We start from the raw sequence: 22,332 nt of genomic DNA, 5'->3' as shown, positions 1-22,332 counted from the left end.
GCCTCCTGTTATAATTCTCTTACTGCCGCCTTAAACTGGTTACCGCGGTCTTCATAATTTTTAAACAAATCAAAACTTGCACATGCTGGCGATAGCAATACGGCATCGCCACGTTTAGCCAGATGGAAAGCAATCTGTGCAGCTTCTTCTGCAGAAAAAGTATTGACAATAATATCTACATCATCCTCAAAAGCATCATGAATACGTTTATTGTCTTTGCCCAGGCAAACAATGGCTTTCACCTTAGTTTTAACCAGATCCTTAAGCATATTGTAATCGTTTCCTTTATCAACACCGCCCATAATCAGCACTACATCGCTCGTCATACTTTCTAAAGCATACCAGGTAGAGTTTACATTGGTGGCTTTACTATCGTTGATAAAATCGATCCCCGAAATTTTGGCAACATGCTCTAACCTGTGCTCAATATTCTTGAAATTACCCATGCTCTCGCGGATGGACTCATTTCGTAATTCTAAAACTTTCGACACAATGCCTGAGGCCATAGAATTGTAAATGTTGTGCTTGCCCTGTAAGGCTAAATCTGAAATAGACATGGTTAGTGGGTTATTAGGTTCTGTAAGGATGTGTAAAGTATTATCTTCTAAATAAGCACCCCTTTCAACTGGTTTAACAATCGAAAAAGGATAGGTTCTGGCAAGTGGTCTAGTAATTGCCATGGCTTTCAGGCTTTCCTCATCATCTGCACAATAAATGAAAACGTCATCTGCAGTCTGGTTTTGAATGATGCGCATTTTTGATGCAGCGTAATTCTCCAGCTTGTAATCGTAGCGATCCAAATGATCGGGTGTAATATTTAATAAAACAGCAATATCTGCCTTGAACCGGAACATATCGTCAAGCATAAAACTCGATATTTCCAGCACATAATATTCATAGTCTTCTGTGGCTACCTGCGCGGCAAAACTCTGCCCGATGTTACCGGCCAAACCTACATTCAAGCCCGCATTTTTTAAGATATGATAGGTTAACAGGCTTGTAGTTGATTTACCATTAGAACCTGTAATGCAAATGGTTTTGGCGTTGGTATATCTTTTGGCAAACTCAATTTCTGAAATTACCGGAATACCCCGGGCAACCAGTTTTTTAACGATAGGTACTGTTGGCGGGATACCAGGACTTTTAATAACTTCCGTTGCATTCAGAATCAATTCTTCGGTATGCTTTTCAGATTCGCAGGGCACGCCAAGCTTTTCTAATGCAGCTTTGTATTTATCGCTTATGATACCAAAATCCGAAACGAATACGTCGAAACCTTTGGCTTGTGCCAGCTTTGCTGCACCTACCCCACTTTCGCCGGCACCAAGAATAACCACACGGCCCTGCCCGGTCATTGCTGACTTAGTATTGCTTGATGTGATGTTATTCGTGTTCATTGTTTTATATTTTTAGTATTAAGTAATTAGTATCAGGTATCAAGACACTACTATTAAACTTTTATTTATTTTTTATTTTTACTGATCTACTTAAACCTTCCACCATCCACCTTTAAACCTTCCCACCTTGAATTACCTCAATTTCAATGTTACAATGGTCATAATCGCAAGCATGATCCCGATAATCCAGAAACGGGTTACAATTTTAGCTTCATGATATCCCTTTTTCTGGTAGTGGTGATGCAAAGGCGACATCAGGAAAATCCTGCGGCCTTCTCCAAATTTCTTCTTGGTGTATTTGAAGTAAGAAACCTGCATAATCACCGAAACCAGTTCTACCAGGAATATTCCGCATAAAATCGGGATTAAAAGCTCCTTACGAATCATCAGTGCAAAAGCGGCTATGATTCCCCCGATGGCCAAACTTCCGGTATCGCCCATAAAAATCTGAGCAGGATAAGAGTTGTACCAAAGGAAACCCACACAAGCACCAACAAATGCTCCTGCAAAAATCATCAGCTCTGCAGAGTTCGGGATATACATAATGTTCAGGTAATCGGCCATGATCGTATTACCCGATACATAAGCCAAAATTCCCAGTGTAATACCAATTACTGCAGAAGTACCCGTGGCGAGCCCGTCAATACCGTCGGTAATATTGGCTCCATTTGAAACTGCGGTAATGATAAATACGGTGAACACGAGGAATATGATAAAAGCATATTTCTGATAATCACCCCCTAAAAACTTTAATACCTTGGCATAATCGAACTCGTTGTTTTTATAAAAAGGCATGTTGGTTTTGGTCGATTTTACATCTTGTGTATAGTAAAAAGTTTCGCCTTTCTGGCGCAATACCATCGGGACAGTAGAAGTGCTTTTAACATTATCCTGAACAGTTTCTCTCACCACGATATTGGGATGAAAATACATGGTTGTGCCAACAATTAAGCCTAAACCTACCTGACCAACCACTTTAAAGCGACCAGCTAAACCTTCTTTGTTTTTCTTAAATACTTTGATATAGTCATCTAAAAAGCCGATTGCGCCCATCCAGATGGTCGTAATAATCATCAGGATAACGTAGATATTTGAAATATTGGCAAATAACAATGTCGGGATAAGAATACCCAGCAAAATAATGATACCGCCCATGGTTGGCGTACCTTGTTTTTGCATCTGGCCTTCTAAACCTAAATTCCTAACCGTTTCACCTACCTGTTTTTTATGTAAAAAATCGATGAGCCTCCGTCCATATACCGTAGTGATGATCAGCGATAAAATGATAGAAATGGAAGCCCGGAAAGTGATGTACTGAAACAACCTTAACCCAGGTATGTCATAATGCTTATGCAGGTATTCGAATAATAAATATAACATTAGCTGATTGGTTTTAATTGTTCAAGTAAGATTTCTTTATCATCAAAATGGTTTCTTACCCCATTAATTTCCTGGTATTTCTCATGTCCTTTACCCGCAACAAGAATAATATCTCCTGGCTTCGCTAAATGACAGGCTGTTTTAATCGCTTCTTTTCTATCTAAAATGGATAATGTTTTACGCTTATTTGTCGGCGAAACGCCTGCTTCCATATCATGGATAATGGCTTGAGCATCTTCCGTACGTGGATTGTCAGATGTGAGAATCACCTTATCACTCCAGTCGCAGGCCACCTGGGCCATAATCGGCCTTTTGGTTTTGTCACGATCTCCACCGCAACCAATTACCGTAATTACCTGTTCGGTTCCTTTACGGATATTGGCAATGGTACTTAATACGTTCTGAACGGCATCCGGGGTATGTGCATAATCTACAATACCAATAATTTTATCAGCCGAAGTGATATAATCGAACCTTCCTTCTGCACCTGATAAACGACTCAACATCGTGAGCACCCTTAATTTATCTTGCTCTAATAAAATCGCAGTTCCGTAAACGGCCAATAGGTTATAGGCATTAAAAGAGCCTACCAGTTTAAAATAAACATCTTCGTTATCGATATCCAAATGCAAACCACTGAACTGGTTTTCGATAATTTTAGCCTTAAAATCTGCCAGCTGCTTCAGCGCATAAGTCTTTTTATGTGCTTTGGTATTCTGCAGCATCACCATGCCATTTTTATCATCGATATTGGTCAGCGCAAATGCCGATTTAGGCAGCATATCAAAAAATGCTTTTTTGGCTTTCAGGTAGGCATCAAAAGTTTTATGAAAATCTAAATGGTCATGTGTTAAATTCGAAAACACCCCACCGGAGAAAGTTAATCCTTCTATCCGGTGCTGGGACACGGCATGCGAACTTACTTCCATGAAACAATAATCGCATCCTGCCTTTACCATATCCCTTAACAGCTGGTTTAAGGCAATCGGGTTTGGCGTAGTGTGCGTAGCAGGCACGACCGTATCATTGATGTAATTCTCTACCGTAGATAAAAGCCCGGTTTTATAACCCAGATCTTTAAATAATTTAAAAAGAATGGTCGCAATAGTCGTTTTTCCGTTCGTTCCGGTAATACCAATCAATTTTAAATCTGCTGATGGATTTCCAAAATAATTACCGGCCATAATCCCCAGGGCAACCGATGTATTTTCAACCTTGATATAAGTCACCGTAAAATCGTGGATTTCCGGTAAATTTTCACAGATAATTACGCCTGCGCCCTGCTGAACGGTCTGCTCAATAAACTGGTGCCCATCAGCAAGGGTACCTACAACCGCAAAAAAGATATCATCTTTACCTACCTTACGCGAATCGAAATTCAGCGCATTGATCTGCCGATCGGTTTTACCAACCAATTCTTTAATCGTTACACCGTAAAGTAAATCTTGTAATTGCATTTTTTCTATTTTTAGTATCAAACAGTGAGTATCAGGTAGCAAGGCATACACCTTAAACCTTCCATTCTAAACCCTACGCCTTAAACCCTAAACCTTCCACCTTAATTTAACTCTATCTGAACACCTAATCCTCTACCCACTTTTGTACCGGCAGCTATCGACTGACTAATCACTTTGCCGGCACCAAAAACCTTTGTTTTTAAACCTGCATTGCCTAAAAGGTACAAGGCATCTTTCAGCCCCATACCTGTTACGTTTGGCATTACACCTTTACGCTCGCTGTTTTCCTGAAAAATTGTTCCTGCACTGGTATCTATAATGTTGTAATACTCAGATTTTGAAGCAAAAAGTGGCTTAAATCCGAAAGCTTTATATACCTTCTGCGTTGCTTTGCTTTGTCCGGCCTTTGTTGGCGGCGTCCCGGTATTGCCAACCAAACGGGTAGGCACATCATTGTACATCTGCATGTCGCTGGCATAAATACGATCGGCAATTTCCCTGAAAACGGGACCTGATACCAATGCGCCGTAATAAGCACCTTTTGGATCATTAATTACCACGATCATTGAATATTTTGGCTTATTTGCAGGAAAATAACCTACAAAAGAGGCTTGATACTGTTTATTCGCCCTATATCCTTTATTGGCATCAGCCACCTGTGCAGTACCGGTTTTACCAGCAATCGGGTATAACGGATTGTAAACAATCTGCTTTCCGCTACCCTCAGTTACCACCCCTTCAAGCATTTTTTTGATCTTGCTCAGTGTAACATCAGAACAAATTTTTTCATTGATCACCCTGGCTTTAAACTGCTCAATCGGGTTTCCCAACCTTCTGATCTCTTTTACAAAAATCGGCTGAAGCATCTTACCATTATTGGCCACCGCATTATAAAGCGATAACATTTTCAATGGTGTCAACTGCATTTCATATCCATATGCCATTTGCGGCAAGGTCATATTCTTGTTCCAACTTTTATTGGTAACCGGATTTTTTACTGCGGGCCTGGCTTCACCCGGAATCTGCAAACCCATTTTTTCATGCAAGTGCCAGTCATACAGATGATCGGTAAACTTTTTCGGATTTGCACCATATTTACTGTTAATCAGGTAGGCAATCGCCGCATTGGATGATTGTTCAAAAGCTTTTTTAACGGTTACCACACCGATGCTTCCGTGAGAATCTTTAATGGTATGCCCGGGGATTTTATAAGTACCCGTTCCAACCATGGTATTGGTATCAACCAGTTCATCCTCCAGCAAAGCCATGTAAGAAGCGAGTTTAAAAGTAGAACCCGGATCCTGGTTACCGGCGATGGCGTAATTAAATTTCTCTTTATAAACACCTTCTTCAACTTTGGAGAAATTAGCCACTGCACGGATTTCGCCCGTTGCCACTTCCATTACAATTACTGCACCATGATCTGCCTTTGATTTAATCAACTGTTTCTCTAAGGCACTTTGTGCCAGATCCTGCATATTCACATCAATGGTCGAGATAATGTCAGCCCCATCCTTTGGCGCAACCTCTGCTTCTTCATTCACCGGGATATAAACACCTCCGGCAATACGCTGCATCAATCTTTTTCCGGTTTCACCGTTAATATATTCTTTATAAGCACCTTCCAAACCTACACCATTGGCTACATTTTCGTTTTTATAACCGATGGTACGGGCAGCTAGTGCCTGAAAAGGAAGAATCCGTTTATTCTGTTGCACAGCAATTAAGCCACCACTAAATTTACCAATGTTATAAAGCGGAAAAGTCCTGATCGTTTTTAGATCGGCATAACCTACTTTACGGTGAATCAATAAATAACGTGCACTGTCCTGACGGCCCTTACGCAGGTAACGCGCATATTCTTTTGCAGTTTTATCCTGAAAAATCTGCGATAATTTATAACCCAGCGAATCTACTTTCTCATTGAATACTTTATCATCAGCAATACCGCCGGCAAACATATCCATACGCAGTTCATATTCCGGCACCGAAGTAGCCAGCAAACTGCCATCATTGGAGTAAATGTTGCCACGGGTAGCTTCTACATTTACATAACGGGTAGAAAGACTATCTGCCATAGCTTTCCATTTTTTTCCCTGTACAAACTGCACCTGACCCAGGCGTAAAAACACCGCGAAAGCAAAAAGCACAATTAAGCCAAATGCCAGATATACACGAAGCAAGATGTTTGCTCTAATATTCATCGCTTTTAACAATTATTTTTTTTGGTGGTTCAATCAGTTCTTTTATACCAAGGGTATCTACCTTTTTAGCAACCTCTGTTAATTTACTTTTGAACATCAGGTCGGCCTTAAGGGATTTATACTCCCATCTTAATTCTTTTACTTCTTTATTTAATTTATCAATACGGCGAACATTGTTTACCGCAAAATGGCTATTGGCGATATAAATCATCCCCAAAAAAGCCAGAAAACACAAATAAGGCAAAGCATCTGTTGCCGCCTCTTTACTTACCAATCCATCATTAAAAAGCTTGCTGATGAAGGAATTGCTATCCATCTTCTCTTCAGCAGTTTTCGGCTTTTTGGGCACGGCTTTTAACTCCGGTTCAGGCCCAGCTTCCTCTTCCTCTATCTCCTCTCTAAACCTGTTCATATTTTTTCTGCAATTCTAAGTTTCGCACTGCGGGCACGATTATTTTGCGCAATCTCCTCATCAGTGGCCACAATCGCTTTACGTGTAATTACATTAAATGGCTTTTGCTGATTTCCAAAGAAATCCTTTTCTACTTCTCCCTGAAATTTCCCTTTTGCCATAAAGTTTTTTACCGGCCTGTCTTCTAACGAATGATAAGACATCACCACCAAATGACCGCCCGGGGTTAACACATCGGCCGCCTGTTGTAAAAAATCTTCCAGCACCTGAATTTCTGCATTCACCTCTATCCTAAGCGCCTGAAAAACCTGCGCCAGGTATTTATTTTCTTTTCCCTTAGGGATATAAGCCGTTATAGCCGATTTCAGACTATTGATATCAGTAAACGGCTGTTCTAAACGGGCAGTAACAATAGCACGCGCTAAAGATTTTGCATTTTTTACCTCACCATAAATTCCAAATATTTTATGAAGCTTGTCTTCAGGATAGGTGTTTAAAATTTCAGCCGCCGTTAAATCACGGTGCTGATCCATCCGCATATCCAAATCAGCATTGTGACGGATGGAAAAACCACGTTCAGGCACATCAAACTGATGAGAAGAAACCCCTAGATCAGCCAGTATACCATCAACCTGCCTAAAACCTTTTAAACGGAGGTTATTTTTCAGAAAACCGAAATTCTGGTCGATAAAAATAAAACGATCGTCTGCCGGAATATTAGCCTGCGCATCCGGATCCTGATCAAAAGCAATCAGCCTACCCTTCGGACCAAGATGTTTCAAAATCTCTTTCGAATGACCACCACCACCAAAGGTCACATCAACATAAACCCCGTCAGGCCTGATATTCAGGCCATCAATACAAGGCTTTAACATCACAGGTACATGGTAATTATTCTCCATCAGCTCCTCCTTTCTTATCACCCATTACCTTTTGAGCAAGACTGGCGAAATTAGCCGGCACATCATCAAAAATATCTTCGTAAGATTTTTTATCCCAAACTTCAATACGATCTAACTGACAAGCCAGCACCAGATCACTACCGATACCCGCATAATCAACCAGCGATTTTGGCAAAAGCACCCGACCGGCAGCATCAAGCGAAAGCTCGGTTGCTCCACGCGTAAAGGCCCTTACAAAGGCCCGGTTTTCCTGATCGTAAATATTTAACTTAGAAAGATCAGCTACAACAGCATCCCAAACTTTCCTTGGATAGATAACCAGGTTTTTTTCGAAACCACGGTTGATGATCAACCCTTCCTTCTCAGATTCAGGCAATTGTTTCTTAAGCGCGGCAGGAACCATAAGGCGTCCCTTTGCGTCAAGTTTACAATCAAATTCTCCTAAAAGTTGGGTCATAGTGGTATCTACACTTTTTATCTAGTGTAAAAGTAAATAGTTCTACCACTTTTTACCACTTTTTACCACAAAAAAGTTTTCCACATCTTTTTTGTTACATTAATGGCTAGCAAATATAGCTACAACAAACCCACCCGTACAATTAAAAACACATTAATAACTGATAATAAGCAGGTTAAAAACAAATCAAATAAAAGTGTCACGTTCGCCCACTTTTTACACCTAAAAACAAATAACACTAAAAATGAGCATCTTAATAACTTATTGATAGCAAAAATCAACCAGATTTCAACACTGAATTTACATGTTGCACCATACATTAAATACGAATTGCATTTTTAGCCGTTTAAACAAAAAGGCCTTGCAAAGATCATCTGCAAGGCCTTTTATAAGGTTGTTATCTCTTATTCGTTAATGGCTTTGACACCTGGCAATTCCTTACCTTCCATATACTCAAGTAAGGCACCACCACCGGTAGAAACATAACTCACTTCATCTTCCATTCCGAATTTGGCAATCGCCGCAGCTGAATCGCCACCGCCGATTAATGAAAATGCACCATTATCTTTAGTTGCAGCTACTACCGCATCGGCAACAGCTTTGGTGCCTACCTGGAAGCTTTCCATCTCGAAAACACCCATCGGGCCATTCCACAATAATGTTTTGGAGTTTTTAATTACATCCTGGAACAGTTCAGCCGTTTTAGGACCGATATCTAAGCCCATCCAGTCAGCCGGAATATGACCTGCCGCAACATCTTGTTTAGCAGCATCGTTGGCAAATTTATCTGCAATTACGGTATCAACCGGCAAAATCAGGTTTACCCCTTTTGCTTTCGCTTTTTCGATCAGTTCTAAAGAAAGTTCCTGCTTGTCAGCCTCTAACAATGAGGTACCGATTTCGCCACCTTGTGCCTTGGCAAAAGTATAAGCCATACCACCACCAATAATCAGGTTATCAACTTTCTCCAGTAATTTCTCAATCAAAAGAATTTTATCAGAGACTTTAGCACCACCCATAATGGCTGTGAAAGGCCTTTCTGCATGATTTAAAATTTTCTCTGCATTTTCTACTTCAGAAGCCATTAAATAACCAAAGTACTTTGCATTTGGGAAGAACCGGGCAATAATTGAAGTTGAAGCGTGTGCACGGTGTGCAGTACCAAAGGCATCGTTAACATAAACATCACCCAATTTTGATAATTTCTCTGCAAAGGCTACATCACCTTTTTCTTCTTCTTTGTAAAAACGAAGGTTTTCCAATAATAAAACTTCGCCCGATTTTAGATCAGCTGCCTGTTTTACCGCACTTTCGCCAATACAATCGTCTGCAAACTTAACGTCAACACCAATAAGCGCAGATAAATCAGATAAAATGTGTTTTAAAGAATATTTATCGGTAGGGCCGTCTTTCGGGCGACCTAAGTGAGACATCAAAATAACCGCACCGCCATCTTTTAAAATCTTGCTGATGGTAGGTAATGCAGCCCTGATCCTTTTATCATCGGTAATTTTAAATTCATCATCCAAAGGCACGTTAAAATCTACCCTGATTAATGCTTTTTTATCTTTAAAGTCAAACTGGTCAATGGTGTTCATGATTAATTATTTTTGATTTAAGTTTAATTTCATTTCGTAATGGAAACCGATGCCCGGGATATCGAACTCAGGCGAATCAGTAGTGAAGCCGATTTTTTTATAAAAAGCTGCTGCGGTTGAGCGGGCATTGCACCATAAATAATCGGTTTTGTATTCTTTTAAATATTCGATAGCAAAAGTAACCAGTGCTGCACCGTATCCCTTACCACCTTCATCCGGATGCGTGGCCATCCCACGTAACTGATAACCTTCACCTTCTCCGGGAAAAAAATCATTGCGCATAAATGTGGCAATAGATTTTACTTCTCCATCTTTAAAAAAACCCAGGTGAAAGGTGTCGTAGGCCAGGTCCCCTTCAAAAACACAGGCTGCTAATGGTTTGCCGTTGCGTAAAACCAGGCTCCTTAAAGGCAGAACTTCTTCAGGAAGAATGAATTTGACCATATTTATTTTATGATTAGTCTGTACCCAAAGAAATCGCCATTGAATACACCGCAAACGTCTGCAAAGTTAATAAAGCAATTGAAACACGCTAATAATAATGCCAGAAAGTGCTAAAATTTTGATATAAAACCCATCTAATCAACTACCTTAGCTGAAGCGAACATAAAATGCACATCGTGCAAAACAGACATCCGATTTACTTGTTTGATTAATAAGGTCAGGGCTGAATGAGCAATTTTCGCCTTTGGATAGCTTAAAAACCAGCTTTTGATTAAAGCAAAAATCTATCTAAGGGCGTTTACAAAAACAGTTTTTCTTATATACCAGTTCAGGCCAAAGCAAATTGAATTATCATTTGATGTAAACAATGAAAGAAGAAAACATAAAAACAGCAGCCAGGGTATTAATGGGCGCGGGTTTAATAACCGCCGGGATTGGGCATTTAACTTTTGCCCGTAAACCTTTCCAGGCACAGGTGCCAGATTGGGTACCTTTAAAGAAAGACGATACCGTTGTGTACTCGGGTTTTGTTGAAATTGCCCTGGGCACTGCTTTGGTATTAGCGCCCAAAAAACATCAGGCATTAATTGGCAAAATTGCCGCCGGCTTGTTCGTTAGCGTTTTCCCAGGAAATATAGCTCAATATACCCACAAACGAAGCGCATTCGGGCTTAACACGGATAGCAAACGCTTTTTACGCTTATTTTTTCAGCCAGTGCTGGTTTATTGGGCATTAAAATCAACACAAAAACCCTAAATTATTTTGTATTAAGCATATTGATTTTTTTCACAACATCGATTAAACGACTGCTATAACCGTACTCATTATCGTACCAGCCCACCACTTTAACCAGGTCGCCAACAATCGAAGTCAATAACGAATCGAATATGCAGGAATGTGGATTATCAATAATATCAATGGAAACAATCGGATCTTCAGTGTACTGAATAAGGCCTTTCAATTCATTTTCGGCAGCATATTTAAAAGCTGAATTAATTTCTTCAATGGTGGTTTTCTTCTTTAACAAACAGGTAAAATCGGTTAACGATCCATTTAATACCGGCACCCTGATTCCCGCGCCACCTAAACGGCCATCCAATTCGGGGAAAATATGGGTGATGGCTTTTGCTGCCCCCGTGGTAGTGGGGATAATAGAAGATGAAGCTGCTCTTGCCCTGCGCAAGTCTTTGTGGTTGGCATCATGCAGATTCTGGTCTCCAGTCATAGAATGGATGGTTGTAATATAACCTTCCTCCACGCCCCAGTTATCGTTCAGAATTTTAATCATTGGGGCAATATTATTGGTTGTACAGCTTGCGTTTGATAATATCGTGCTGGTCAGATCAAGATGATCGTCGTTTACGCCTAACACCACCATCGGAATATCTTCTGCAGCCGGCGCAGAAATCAAGACCTGTTTTGCTCCTGAGGATATATGTTTTTCAGCTGATGTCCGCGTCAGGTTCCTGCCCGTACAATCAATAACCAAATCAACACGCAGTGCCGACCATGGCAGTTCATCAGCTGCTTCAATGGCAAAAACGGGAATGGAAAGGTCATTAATCACCAATGTATCGGTTTTAGCCGAAACGTTACCCTTAAAAACACCGTGAACACTATCATACTTAAACAAATGCGCCATTGTTCTGGCATCTGCAAGATCGTTAATGGCTACTACATCAAAGCCTTCGGCCAATGCCAGGCGTAAAAATGTTCTTCCTATTCTACCAAAACCATTTATTGCCAGCCTCATGATTATAAAATTAGAGCGCAAAATTAGTATTAATTTGCCATTATGAAAGTAGCGATGCCAGAAGATGTAGATGCGATGATAAAAATGCAACAAGATGCTGCAACGGCAATTTAACCATCAGATCAAAAGATATTATTTCAACCAAAAAACCTATAATTGCTTTATAAAGCAAAACAACATGAACGTTATCCTCGCTTCTACCTCTACCATATATGGCGGCAGTTACCTGGAATACCTGAAAGATGAGCTGATTAGCCTCTTTGCCGGATTAGATGAAATTATATTTATTCCTTTTGCAAGGCCGGGAGGCATTTCGCATGAAGAATATACAAACACCGCGCGCAGTTTTTTCTCCCGGTTAAATATCAGCGTTAAGGGGCTGCATGAATTTGATGATCCTGTTAGTGCAATCCACACAGCGAAAGGTTTTTTTACAGGTGGGGGAAATACCTTTCTGCTCGTAAAAACATTGCATGACCTGGGACTAATGGCACATTTAAGCGAAAACATCAAATCGGGAAAACCTTATTTAGGTTGTAGTGCCGGCAGTAACATTGGCGGCCTTAATATGAAAACAACCAACGATATGCCTATTGTATATCCTTCTTCTTTTGAATGTATGGGCCTGGTACCTTTTAATATCAATCCACATTACCTTGACCCGATTCCGGAATTAAAGCATAACGGAGAAACCAGGGAAACGAGGATTATGGAATTTTTAACGCAAAACAACATCCGGGTAATAGGCCTACGCGAGGGCAATTGGATCAGGATATCGGGAGATAAAATCACTACTGAAGGCAGTGAAAACACCAGGATTTTTGAAGCAGGAAAAGCGCCGTATGAATACCAGCCCGGTAGTTCGTTATTGTAATTTATCAGATAGCGATACAGCTATTGAAAATTAAAATTCAAATAGCTACAAGTTTATGATCTACCAAACATCATAAACTTGTAGCCAGTATTATCTACGAAGGATAATCTGTAGGCGGTACTTCGTTATACCACCACAGTACTTGTTTTTTTTCGTGAGCGAAGATAGATCACCAATCCGCCAAAAGCAACAATTAATATAATGGGTATAATCAAGGTGGCTCGTAAAATTTCGGGACCTGCAAGATTTTTGGCATTGGCCAGCGCCAGTGCATATTCAGAATTTTCCGGTGCTTTTAGGTAAGCATCAAATGAAGCACCTGCAGGCAGATGTTTAACAATCAGGCTATCGTAAAAACTCCCCATGAACATGGTGTAAATAGAAACGGCAAACATCCCGGCCCCTCCCATCAAGTTTAAACCGAGTGCGCCTGATTTAGGAACATTTTCAGCAACAAAACCGATCATGGTTGGCCAGAAATAACAAACACCTATTCCAAAAACGATTGCCGCGAAGAAAACTGAATTTCCGGTAAAGGTACTTAACATGTAAAGCCCTGCTGCCGCAAATATGGCAGATAGAAGCAGTACGCCCTGAGGGGCAAGACGGTGCACCACAGGCTCCGCAAAACCCCGCCCAATTACCATGATTCCGGTTGTCAGCGTCAGCAACAAAATGGCATTGTCGGTTACGTTCTTCAACAGTAAACCTATCCATTGACCAGTAAATAACTCTGTAATGGCGGTACCAAACATGCAGATGAACATGAAGATAAACAGTGGAGAAAGTACTGCTTTATACATATCTGAACTTGAATAACCAGACGATACCCTTTCGGTAACCGGAAAATCCAGCTTCGAAAAGAGGTACCCATAAATTAAGGTAGGGATAATCATCATGGCTACCTGCACTTTCCACCCTAATCCAAGCTGAACAAATAGCGTAACCAACAATGTGCCGATTACAATCCCACCAGGAAACCATAAGTGAAAGTGATTTAATTTAGTAGTTTTATTTTCCGGATATAAAGCGGCAACCAATGGGTTACAAGCAGCCTCAACAGTACCATTGGCAATGCCGATAAGCAAGGTAGATAAAAAGAGGCTCCAATAGCCCTGGGCGAAAATGGTCAGGATAATACCGGCCAGGTGAAAAATAAAGGCCATAACCAGTAAACGTTTCATGCCGATTATATCCACTACAAATCCTCCAACTACAATAGCCAGTGGAAACCCCCAGAAGGCAGCAGCCGTAATCGTACCCAATTCGGCGGTACTTAATTGAAAATCTATCCCCAGCTGGTTCATGATCCCGGCGCGGATACCAAAGGACAGCGAGGTGACGAGTAATGCCAGGCAACTTGCCCAGAATAATTTTGTGGTTTTAATGTTAAGCATAAGCTCAGATTTAGTTTATAATTGGTTTTTAATTTCAGAAGAAAGAAAGATTTTAGGAATGATGAAAGTCTTCTCTGCTTAGAGGAAGATATATTGTAAATTTAATAGGAATCCGGTCAGTTAAATATGCTAAATCTCCAACTAAAACCCTGAGGCAGGAAATATGCCGGGTTTTAAACCAGCCTGCTAATTTAATGAGTTGGCGCTCCTCTATTTTCATTGGAATATTTGGTTTTATAACATGCAAAAAGCAGTGTTATAGACAGATGATGATAGTTAAACGCCATAATAATAAACAATTGAATCGATTAATGCAACGGCTGATGGTAAACTTTATTCGTTTGCAGGTAATCTATGGTTAATGAGTATAAAGTATTACAGATTGATAAATTTGATTTTCTCCCTGTTAATCTATAAATTGAGGCAGAATCTTATCCAGACGACAATAACCTATGAAAAGCTATCTTTTTATTACCCTTTTAGCCATTTCTTTTGCTGTTCAGGCACAATCTAATACAGCAAATTATAAATATATCATTGTTCCAGAGAAATTCAGTTTTTTAAAGCAAGTTAATCAATACGGATTAAACACCCTCACCAAAGCACTTTTTGAGGAAAAAGGTTTTACAGTATATTTTGATAATACCGAGATACCACAGGAAATTGCGGCCGACAGGTGCAAAGCCCTTACTGTTGACCTGCAGGAAAAAAACAGCATGTTTGTAACCAACATTACCCTCCTACTTAAAGATTGTAAAGGTGCCGTAGTGATAAAAAGCAAGGAAGGCAAAAGCAGAGAGAAAGAATATAACACTTCTTATAATTTAGCGTTGCGAGATGCTTTTACAACCTTTAACGATTTTAGTTACTCAGCCGATCAACCAACAATGGTAACCAGCAACTTGCCAGCAACAGCAAACACAAACATAGAGACAAAAACTGCACCTTTACATATTGATCAGCCTACGGCCACCAAACCAGAACAAAAAGAAGCGTTATTATATGCTCAAGCCATTAGCAACGGCTACCAACTTATCGATGCGACACCCAAGATTGTAATGACCTTACTAAAAACCTCTGTGGAGGATTGTTATATTTCAAATAACGGCAATGCAAACGGCATCGTTATCAAAAAGAATGGCAATTGGTTTTTTGAATACTACAAAAACAATGTTCTTGTTTCGGAAAAATTATCGATTAAATTTTAATAGTTACATCACAGGGTAGCCTGTAAAAATTTATTGCATTCAACAGGAAGATTTTCATAATCAGATGAATTTATCACCTGCATCATGAATATAGATTGCTATTTTGAACTATCATTTTTTGTATATCCATATCAGTTACGCAACTTATTTCCTGTAGCACATGGCACGGCCTTGCCACGGCTCGCCGCCGGTTAGTTACTATTTTTGACGTCGAAAAGAATCAAAAGACTCCTTTATTATAAAAGGTGCTGACAACGATTAACTAACGGACATTTAAAACGCTATTCCTATCTGTAAAGTAAATCCAACAGCAATAGGATCAGGCATGCCGAATTGTTATGGTTGGAAGATCATTGAAAATAGTTCCGTTAAAATTCGAGTTCAAGGTTAACGTGTTAGCATCAAGCTGGAAATGTACGTCAATACAGCATTGTCAACTGAACAATTGAATAATCAAAATACAAACACTTTTTTGCCCGATTTTTAAACCCGTTCGTCGAGAATTAAGGTACGTTGGTATAATTGAGGATTTTCTGCTGCAACGTTTTGTACGCCACGACGTCTTATCTACAAAACAACAACAAATATTAATAAAAATATAAACAACAGCATTATGAAAACCTCTATCAAAACCCTAACAAAATCAGTATTAACAGCTATCGCTTTAACTTCTGCAATTTTCTCAACAAGTGTAATGGCACACGAGAAACAGCCAATCAAAATTTCAACGCCTAAAGATATCCAACAAGTTATTGTAAGCAGAAATGTAGAAATTACGCTGGTTCAAGGTGAAAAAGAAAGCGTAAGCTATAATGAAGATAATACCGGTAAAGTAAAAGTAATCCAGGATGGACATGCCTTAAAAATCAGTTCAGCCGATGGAAATGTGGCTAAAATTACCGTTTCCGTAAAAAACATTTTCAGAGTACAGGCATCTGATAACGCGGTGGTAAAAACTTCAGGTAAATTAAATTCAAAATATCTTCAATTATTCTTAAACGGAGATGCTGTTGCAGCGATCGACTCTAATACCGAAGGTCTATATACAGTAATTGAGGATCGTGCAGATCTAAAATTAAGTGGTGCTACTCAGGAGCATATCCTGGTAATGGGCAGCACACCAAAACTTAATTTAGACAGATTTGCTGCATTGAAAACACAAATGAGCTCACCAGTAGGTGCAACTCAAACTGCATCATTAGCCAAATAAATCATAAAATTTAAATAAAACGGGAGCGGTGAATTTATTCATCGCTCTTTTTGTTTATACAGCGCCGGACAAGCCTTACCATTTAGCTGACGAAAAGATATACCCGCTAAAATAAAAGGATTCCTTTCTGTATTTTTTTTGATAAACTAGCCCATAACATTAGATTTGATAAATCGTTTTACTAATTTGGCATCTTAAAAAGATATACATGATTAATGATACGGATGGTTCCACATCAATGCTGATATCGCTTTTTGAAAAGTTTCTTTTTGTTCCCTCTAATTAAAAGTCCTGACATGAAAAAATATACACATCCGGTATTAAGTGCAATATTCACCCTGATAGCCTGCATCAGTTTCGTGCATGCACAGACTAAAAAGCAACCGGTAGACTATGTTAACCCATATATTGGCAACATCAGCCATTTACTTGTGCCCACATACCCTACCGTTCATTTACCCAACAGTTTGTTAAGGGTTTATCCGGAGCGTGATAATTTTACCAGTAATACGATACAGGGTCTGCCAGTTGTGGTTACCAGTCACCGGGGCAGCTCGGCTTTTAATTTAAGTCCTTTTCAGGGCGACCTCAAAAACGCGGGTCATGTTATTTCTTATGGCTACGACAATGAGGTGATTAAGCCCTATTACTATCAGGTAGATCTTGATGATCATGGGATTAATGTACAATTTGCTCCATCTCATCAATCAGGAATATATGCACTTCACTTCTCGCAAACAAATGTTCCGCCTTACCTGATTTTAAACACCAAAAACGGCGAATTAAAAGCAAGCCAAAATGCGGTAAGTGGGTTTCAGAAACTGGACAACAATACCAGGGTTTACCTCTATTTTGAAACTGATTTAAAACCTGTTGAATCGGGTACGCACAGTGGAGATAACCTAAATTCAAGCCAACAGTCAACTTCCGGCCGGGATGCTTATCTGATTTTAAAATTTCCTGCTCAAACCCGGCAGATTAAGGCACGTTATGGTATATCATTTATCAGCGTAGAACAGGCAAAGCAAAATCTACGTCGCGAAATCAAGGATTATAACCTGGACCAGGTGGCGCAGACGGGCAGAAATATCTGGAATGCCACGCTTGGAAAAATCCAGGTAACCGGTACAGATGAAACCGCCAAAACGATCTTTTACACCTCCCTTTACCGCACCTACGAAAGGATGATCAGCTTATCTGAAGATGGAAAATATTTTAGCGCCTTCGATGGAAAAGTGCATAACGATAATGGTGTGCCATTTTTTACTGACGACTGGATTTGGGATACCTACCGTGCAACACATCCGCTTCGCGTAATTATTGAGCCGAAAATGGAAGGCAACATGATTAATTCTTATCTGCGAATGGCCCAACAGATGAACGACCACTGGATGCCAACTTTTCCGGAAGTAACAGGCGATAGCCGTAGGATGAACAGCAACCATGGCGTGGCTACTATAATTGATGCTTATCACAAGGGTTTGAGAAGTTTTAATCTTGAAGAAGCCTACCAGTATTGTAAAGCAGCAATTACTGAAAAGACCCTTGCCCCATGGTCATCAAAAAAAGCAGGTGTTTTAGACCAGTTTTTTAAAGATAAGGGCTATTTTCCCGCTTTACCTGAGGGCGAGAAAGAAACCGCAGCAGAAGTTCATGGATTTGAAAAACGCCAACCTATTGCAGTAACTCTGGGTACCGTTTATGATGAATGGTGCCTGGGCAATATCGCACAGCAGTTAGGTAAAACCGAAGAGGCAAAACATTTTTTAGATAAAAGTACCAGCTACCACACCGTTTTTAATCCTGAAACCAGGTTTTTTCACCCTAAAGATGCAGAAGGTAGATTTATTAAACCGCTGGATTACCGTTTTTCCGGCGGACTTGGTGCCAGAGAAACTTATGATGAAAATAATGGCTGGCTCTACCGTTGGGATGTACTGCACAACATCGGCGATCTGGTGAATATGATGGGTGGTAAACAAACTTTTGTTGATGAACTGGAAAAAATGTATAATACCCCGCTTGGAAAAAGCAGGTTTGATTTTTATTCGCAGTTACCCGACCATACCGGCAATGTTGGTCAATTTTCTATGGGTAATGAACCCGCTATGCATATTCCCTATCTGTATAATTATGCCGGACAGCCATGGAGAACACAAAAACGGGTGAGAAGTTTATTAACCCAGTGGTTTCGCAATGATTTAATGGGGATTCCTGGTGATGAGGATGGTGGTGGCCTTACATCTTTTGTCGTATTTTCGCAGATGGGTTTTTACCCGATAACCCCAGGCTTGCCTATGTACGTGATTGGCAGCCCAACTTTTGCCAATGTTAAACTGAACCTTGGAAACAACAAAAAATTTGAGCTGAACTGTATCAACTATTCCCCTGAAAATAAATACATTCAATCTGCTAAACTGAATGGTATGGTATGGAATAAATCGTGGTTTACCCACGATGATTTAATGAAAGGTGGCAAATTAGAGCTGGTAATGGGCAAACACCCAAATAAGCTTTGGGCAGCGGATGAAAGTTCACTCCCACCTTCATTTAAAATGCCTGCGAAATAAAAAGACCGGCGGCTTCAGGCAGATAATATCATTTTAAGTACATCTCTAAGCTAACCCAATGTCCGCTGCCATTAGGTTAGCTTATTTAGGTTATACCCCTAAAAAACGGTGAACCAGCGCTTCCCACTCCTGATCCAGTGATAGTAAAGGCAATTTCTCTCCAGCTTTAGTATACCAGTAATTCGCATTCCAGATATCGCCTTCTTTACGATGGAGGTATGCGTGGATACGCGCAGAGGCCAAATCGCCTAACTGATCAACCTGATCATGGGCCTTATGCCAATCTCCCTTTGCATCGTACCAAAGTGCCCGTAGCTGAACTGACAGGTGGGCATCCGGTCTGTCTTTTTCTAATAACTTTTTAAATTCAGTTATATTCATTAGCTTCTTATTCTATTTTAAGATTGTACAAAATAAACGTAAAACTTTACAATAGCTGACTGTTTTTTCCAATTAATATTTAACGGATTTCCACATCTGGCTATACTAACATAAAAAACTAGACAACAAACACTTATAAAAATTTCGACTTTGAGATACCTGGTTCGTTTCCCTTTATTCACAAACTACCTGATAAGTTTTAAAAAACCATCCGCTGGTTAAACCTGTTGTAAAAATGGGCACTTTATGAATAGCCCCCTTAAACAAAAGCAATTATGGATTCAGGAACTATTGTATACAGTAATTTAGAGGAACTTTCAAAAAGTAATTATCAATTAAGCGATGGCGAGGCCGACATTAAAGGATGGCCGGTAAGAAATGAAGCCGGTGATTCGGTTGGGAAGGTCCGCGATCTCCTGTTTGATCCCGCACAAAATGCAATTCGTTATATCATTGTGGAACTTGTTGACATGGGTGAAGATTTGGAGGAAAAGGCGATATTGATCCCTATTGGCCTTGCAAATTTAGGTGAAGATAAAAAAGAGGTTATTTTACCTGATATCCACCATGATCAGTTTAGGGCAATGCCAAGATATATCATAGGTGAGGTTACCCCTCAAATGGAGAATGAGATCCGCCGTGTGATAGGCAGTCCCGCGGCACTGCGACTGGAAGATGAAATTGTGGAGATAGACCGGGCAAACTTTTATCGTCACCACCATTTTGACCGTAATAGTTTTCCCGATCAAAATACCCGTAATCAGGATGCTGACCCATTAATTTAATGAACAATAGATTGGAATTACGGTAAAAGCATTTCCAATAGACTTAATAGCAGAACAAACGGAGCTTTCGATCAGGAAGCTCCGTTTTTTTTAGCTGGAGCTGGCCCGGTTAATCAGATACAAAACCCGAAATCTCCTGTATAGACTAAAAGTGATTATAAGCTTTTTAAGTTTAATAGTCTGGGCATTTGTAATAAATATGTTGGTTCATCTCCGTTGTCTCGTTCATGAGGTAATTCAATTCGGGCAAACAGCTAAATCCGGAATGTGTTTTTTATCTTTAAGGCATGAATCAATTTTTCCTTTCCGAAATTAACATTTATCCTATAAAATCGCTGGGAGGCCTAAGTTTACAGGAAGCCAAGCTTGAAGAAAAAGGCTTACAATACGACAGAAGATGGATGCTTGTTGATGAGAAAGGGATGTTTATTACCCAAAGGAAACATGCAGAACTGGCCCTTTTACAAGTGAACATCTGTAATGGTAAATTAATCGTTTCCCATAAGACATTGCCTGGGTTAAGTACATCCTTTTCCATGGATGAAGATACCGGAGAGCAGATTTCAGTTGAGATTTGGAACGATATGGTTACTGCGATTGAAGTAAATAAAATAGTAAGTGATTGGTTTTCTGATTTCCTAAAGTTTAAGGTTAGATTGGTAAAGATGCCATTAACTGAAAAGCGACTGGTTGATCGGGATTATGCCCAAAATAATGAAGTGGTGAGTTTTGCTGATGGTTACCCTTGCCTCCTCATCGGTCAATCTTCGCTTGATGAACTGAATGGAAAACTACCAGAGCCCGTTCTGATGGACCGTTTCCGGCCAAATTTTGTTTTCACCGGAGGTGAGGCCTATGTTGAGGATAGTTTTAAGGACTTTTATATTGGTGAGGTTTTATTTTCGGCTGTAAAACCATGCTCAAGGTGCGTACTCATTACAATAGACCAGCAAACGGGTTTTAAGGGCCAGGAACCTTTAAAAACACTGGCCAGCTACCGCAAGATAGGGAACAAAATCATGTTCGGACAAAATTTACTGCATCAGCAAAGGGGGACCATCTGTGTGGGTGATGAAATTAAGGTGGTGCGCTGGAATAAGTAAAACGGAAGATGTAAAATGGAAGATGGGTAATGTAAAATCGATGTTGGAGTTGATGCCATGACGAAAATTCCTGACTAACTTAACCGTAAAAAACTTAAGGCTTTTACCATTCCATATTTTTCGATCGACTTAATCATATCAATCTGCAAAGCTTCGGATACAAACCAAACGACCTTATCATCTAAAGCAAACTTTTCAGTAAATTTTACGTTTAGAAACTACTTTCCAAAGTATTGGAGATTAAATGATTCACATGGAATGAAAGAAGCAAGAATTTTAGCTGCCAGTGGAAAAGATTATGCAAAACTGATTGCGGTTTGGGAAAGCTCGGTAAGGGCCACACACCATTTTCTTTCTGAAAAAGACATTATCACCTACCGTTCGTTGATTTTAAATGAATATTTTGATCAGGTACAGTTATATGCTATCGAGGTTGAGGAAAAGTTGATGGGTTTTATAGGCATTAATGGTGAATCGATCCAAATGCTTTTTATCCATCCTGATGCAAGAGGAAAAGGATTTGGCAAAAGACTGATTGATTTTGCTAGAAAAGCACATCATGTTTATATGGTAGATGTAAATGAGCAGAATGAACAAGCAGTAGGTTTTTATAAAAAACTTGGTTTCACAACCTTTGAGCGGAGTGAGGTGGACGGAGCTGGAAAACCTTTCCCGATACTTTCTATGGCTTTAAAGGCGTAAAAAGCAACATATCCATAATCAGGGGAAACCTCGTAATTAGCCGATGAGTCAGCATAACTCAAAAAATCGTCATTGCGAGAAGGCTTTTTTAGCTGAC

At 39.9% G+C, this 22,332-nt stretch carries 20 protein-coding genes; 8 read left to right on the top strand and 12 right to left on the bottom strand.

Features of this window, described 5'->3' with window-relative positions; translation table 11 throughout:
* Window positions 1–8: 8 nt before the first annotated feature.
* From murD to ACFE6N_RS20210, 9 genes are all read right to left on the bottom strand, one after another.
* The gene (gene murD / locus ACFE6N_RS20250) at window positions 9–1,397 is read right to left on the bottom strand and encodes a UDP-N-acetylmuramoyl-L-alanine--D-glutamate ligase (protein ID WP_378939483.1); all 1,389 of its coding nucleotides are present in this window, start codon (window positions 1,395–1,397) and stop codon (window positions 9–11) included.
* A 132-nt stretch (window positions 1,398–1,529) separates the two neighbouring features.
* On the bottom strand, window positions 1,530–2,777 hold the full coding sequence (gene mraY, locus ACFE6N_RS20245; protein WP_378939481.1) for a phospho-N-acetylmuramoyl-pentapeptide-transferase: 1,248 nt from the start codon (window positions 2,775–2,777) through the stop codon (window positions 1,530–1,532).
* A complete protein-coding gene (locus ACFE6N_RS20240) occupies window positions 2,777–4,234 on the bottom strand; it encodes a UDP-N-acetylmuramoyl-L-alanyl-D-glutamate--2,6-diaminopimelate ligase (RefSeq protein ID WP_378939479.1) in 1,458 nt (485 codons plus the stop codon). Before ACFE6N_RS20240 ends, mraY begins: the two co-directional genes overlap by 1 nt.
* A gap of 101 nt (window positions 4,235–4,335) precedes the next feature.
* Window positions 4,336–6,438, bottom strand: a complete 2,103-nt coding sequence (locus tag ACFE6N_RS20235) for a penicillin-binding protein (protein ID WP_134204015.1) — start codon at window positions 6,436–6,438, stop codon at window positions 4,336–4,338.
* Window positions 6,428–6,850 (bottom strand): FtsL-like putative cell division protein, encoded by a 423-nt coding sequence (locus tag ACFE6N_RS20230; RefSeq protein WP_090982481.1) that lies wholly within the window; start codon window positions 6,848–6,850, stop codon window positions 6,428–6,430. Before ACFE6N_RS20230 ends, ACFE6N_RS20235 begins: the two co-directional genes overlap by 11 nt.
* On the bottom strand, window positions 6,847–7,752 hold the full coding sequence (gene rsmH, locus ACFE6N_RS20225) for a 16S rRNA (cytosine(1402)-N(4))-methyltransferase RsmH (protein ID WP_378939495.1): 906 nt from the start codon (window positions 7,750–7,752) through the stop codon (window positions 6,847–6,849). The genes ACFE6N_RS20230 and rsmH overlap by 4 nt, the downstream gene beginning before the upstream one ends.
* Window positions 7,742–8,209, bottom strand: coding sequence for a division/cell wall cluster transcriptional repressor MraZ (gene mraZ, locus ACFE6N_RS20220; protein ID WP_090982477.1), 468 nt, complete (start codon window positions 8,207–8,209; stop codon window positions 7,742–7,744). The genes rsmH and mraZ overlap by 11 nt, the downstream gene beginning before the upstream one ends.
* Before the next feature lie 404 nt (window positions 8,210–8,613).
* Entirely contained in the window at window positions 8,614–9,807 is a 1,194-nt protein-coding gene (locus ACFE6N_RS20215; protein WP_145856413.1) for a phosphoglycerate kinase, read from the bottom strand.
* 6 nt (window positions 9,808–9,813) lie between these two features.
* A complete protein-coding gene (locus ACFE6N_RS20210; protein WP_378939476.1) occupies window positions 9,814–10,251 on the bottom strand; it encodes a GNAT family N-acetyltransferase in 438 nt (145 codons plus the stop codon).
* Between the two features lie 367 nt (window positions 10,252–10,618).
* On the opposite strand from ACFE6N_RS20210, the gene ACFE6N_RS20205 reads away from it, so the two are divergent.
* The gene (locus ACFE6N_RS20205) at window positions 10,619–11,008 is read left to right on the top strand and encodes a hypothetical protein (RefSeq protein WP_090982469.1); all 390 of its coding nucleotides are present in this window, start codon (window positions 10,619–10,621) and stop codon (window positions 11,006–11,008) included.
* A 1-nt stretch (window position 11,009) separates the two neighbouring features.
* Here ACFE6N_RS20205 and gap read toward each other — a convergent pair whose 3' ends face one another.
* Window positions 11,010–12,005, bottom strand: coding sequence for a type I glyceraldehyde-3-phosphate dehydrogenase (gene gap, locus ACFE6N_RS20200; RefSeq protein WP_378939473.1), 996 nt, complete (start codon window positions 12,003–12,005; stop codon window positions 11,010–11,012).
* 178 nt (window positions 12,006–12,183) lie between these two features.
* Between gap and pepE the strand changes: the two genes are divergently transcribed.
* Window positions 12,184–12,879: a dipeptidase PepE gene (gene pepE, locus ACFE6N_RS20195; protein ID WP_378939471.1), complete on the top strand. Its 696-nt coding sequence runs from the start codon at window positions 12,184–12,186 to the stop codon at window positions 12,877–12,879.
* A gap of 125 nt (window positions 12,880–13,004) precedes the next feature.
* Here pepE and ACFE6N_RS20190 read toward each other — a convergent pair whose 3' ends face one another.
* Window positions 13,005–14,276 (bottom strand): MFS transporter, encoded by a 1,272-nt coding sequence (locus ACFE6N_RS20190; RefSeq protein WP_378939469.1) that lies wholly within the window; start codon window positions 14,274–14,276, stop codon window positions 13,005–13,007.
* Window positions 14,277–14,728: 452 nt separating this feature from the next.
* Here ACFE6N_RS20190 and ACFE6N_RS20185 point away from each other — a divergent pair, with 452 nt between their 5' ends.
* From ACFE6N_RS20185 to ACFE6N_RS20175, 3 genes are all read left to right on the top strand, one after another.
* Window positions 14,729–15,484 carry a hypothetical protein gene (locus ACFE6N_RS20185; RefSeq protein ID WP_378939467.1) on the top strand — a complete coding sequence of 252 codons (756 nt, stop codon included), beginning with the start codon at window positions 14,729–14,731 and terminating at the stop codon, window positions 15,482–15,484.
* A gap of 613 nt (window positions 15,485–16,097) precedes the next feature.
* The gene (locus ACFE6N_RS20180; RefSeq protein WP_378939465.1) at window positions 16,098–16,694 is read left to right on the top strand and encodes a GIN domain-containing protein; all 597 of its coding nucleotides are present in this window, start codon (window positions 16,098–16,100) and stop codon (window positions 16,692–16,694) included.
* Between the two features lie 296 nt (window positions 16,695–16,990).
* Window positions 16,991–19,264: a GH92 family glycosyl hydrolase gene (locus ACFE6N_RS20175; RefSeq protein ID WP_378939463.1), complete on the top strand. Its 2,274-nt coding sequence runs from the start codon at window positions 16,991–16,993 to the stop codon at window positions 19,262–19,264.
* Window positions 19,265–19,354: 90 nt separating this feature from the next.
* Here the strand turns inward: ACFE6N_RS20175 and ACFE6N_RS20170 are convergent, their stop codons facing one another.
* The gene (locus tag ACFE6N_RS20170) at window positions 19,355–19,645 is read right to left on the bottom strand and encodes a hypothetical protein (RefSeq protein ID WP_378939461.1); all 291 of its coding nucleotides are present in this window, start codon (window positions 19,643–19,645) and stop codon (window positions 19,355–19,357) included.
* 275 nt (window positions 19,646–19,920) lie between these two features.
* Here ACFE6N_RS20170 and ACFE6N_RS20165 point away from each other — a divergent pair, with 275 nt between their 5' ends.
* The 3 genes from ACFE6N_RS20165 (at window position 19,921) to ACFE6N_RS20155 (ending at window position 22,235) form a co-directional block, all read left to right on the top strand.
* Entirely contained in the window at window positions 19,921–20,430 is a 510-nt protein-coding gene (locus tag ACFE6N_RS20165) for a PRC-barrel domain-containing protein (RefSeq protein ID WP_378939459.1), read from the top strand.
* 287 nt (window positions 20,431–20,717) lie between these two features.
* Entirely contained in the window at window positions 20,718–21,533 is an 816-nt protein-coding gene (locus tag ACFE6N_RS20160) for an MOSC domain-containing protein (protein ID WP_378939457.1), read from the top strand.
* A 258-nt stretch (window positions 21,534–21,791) separates the two neighbouring features.
* Window positions 21,792–22,235, top strand: a complete 444-nt coding sequence (locus tag ACFE6N_RS20155) for a GNAT family N-acetyltransferase (RefSeq protein WP_378939455.1) — start codon at window positions 21,792–21,794, stop codon at window positions 22,233–22,235.
* The last annotated feature ends 97 nt before the right edge of the window (window positions 22,236–22,332 follow it).

The organism is Pedobacter sp. BG31 (genome assembly GCF_042464845.1).
GTDB classification, from domain to species: domain Bacteria; phylum Bacteroidota; class Bacteroidia; order Sphingobacteriales; family Sphingobacteriaceae; genus Pedobacter; species Pedobacter suwonensis.
The sequence above is the reverse complement of the archived record's forward strand: the minus strand, read 5'-3'. Positions and strand labels throughout refer to the sequence as shown.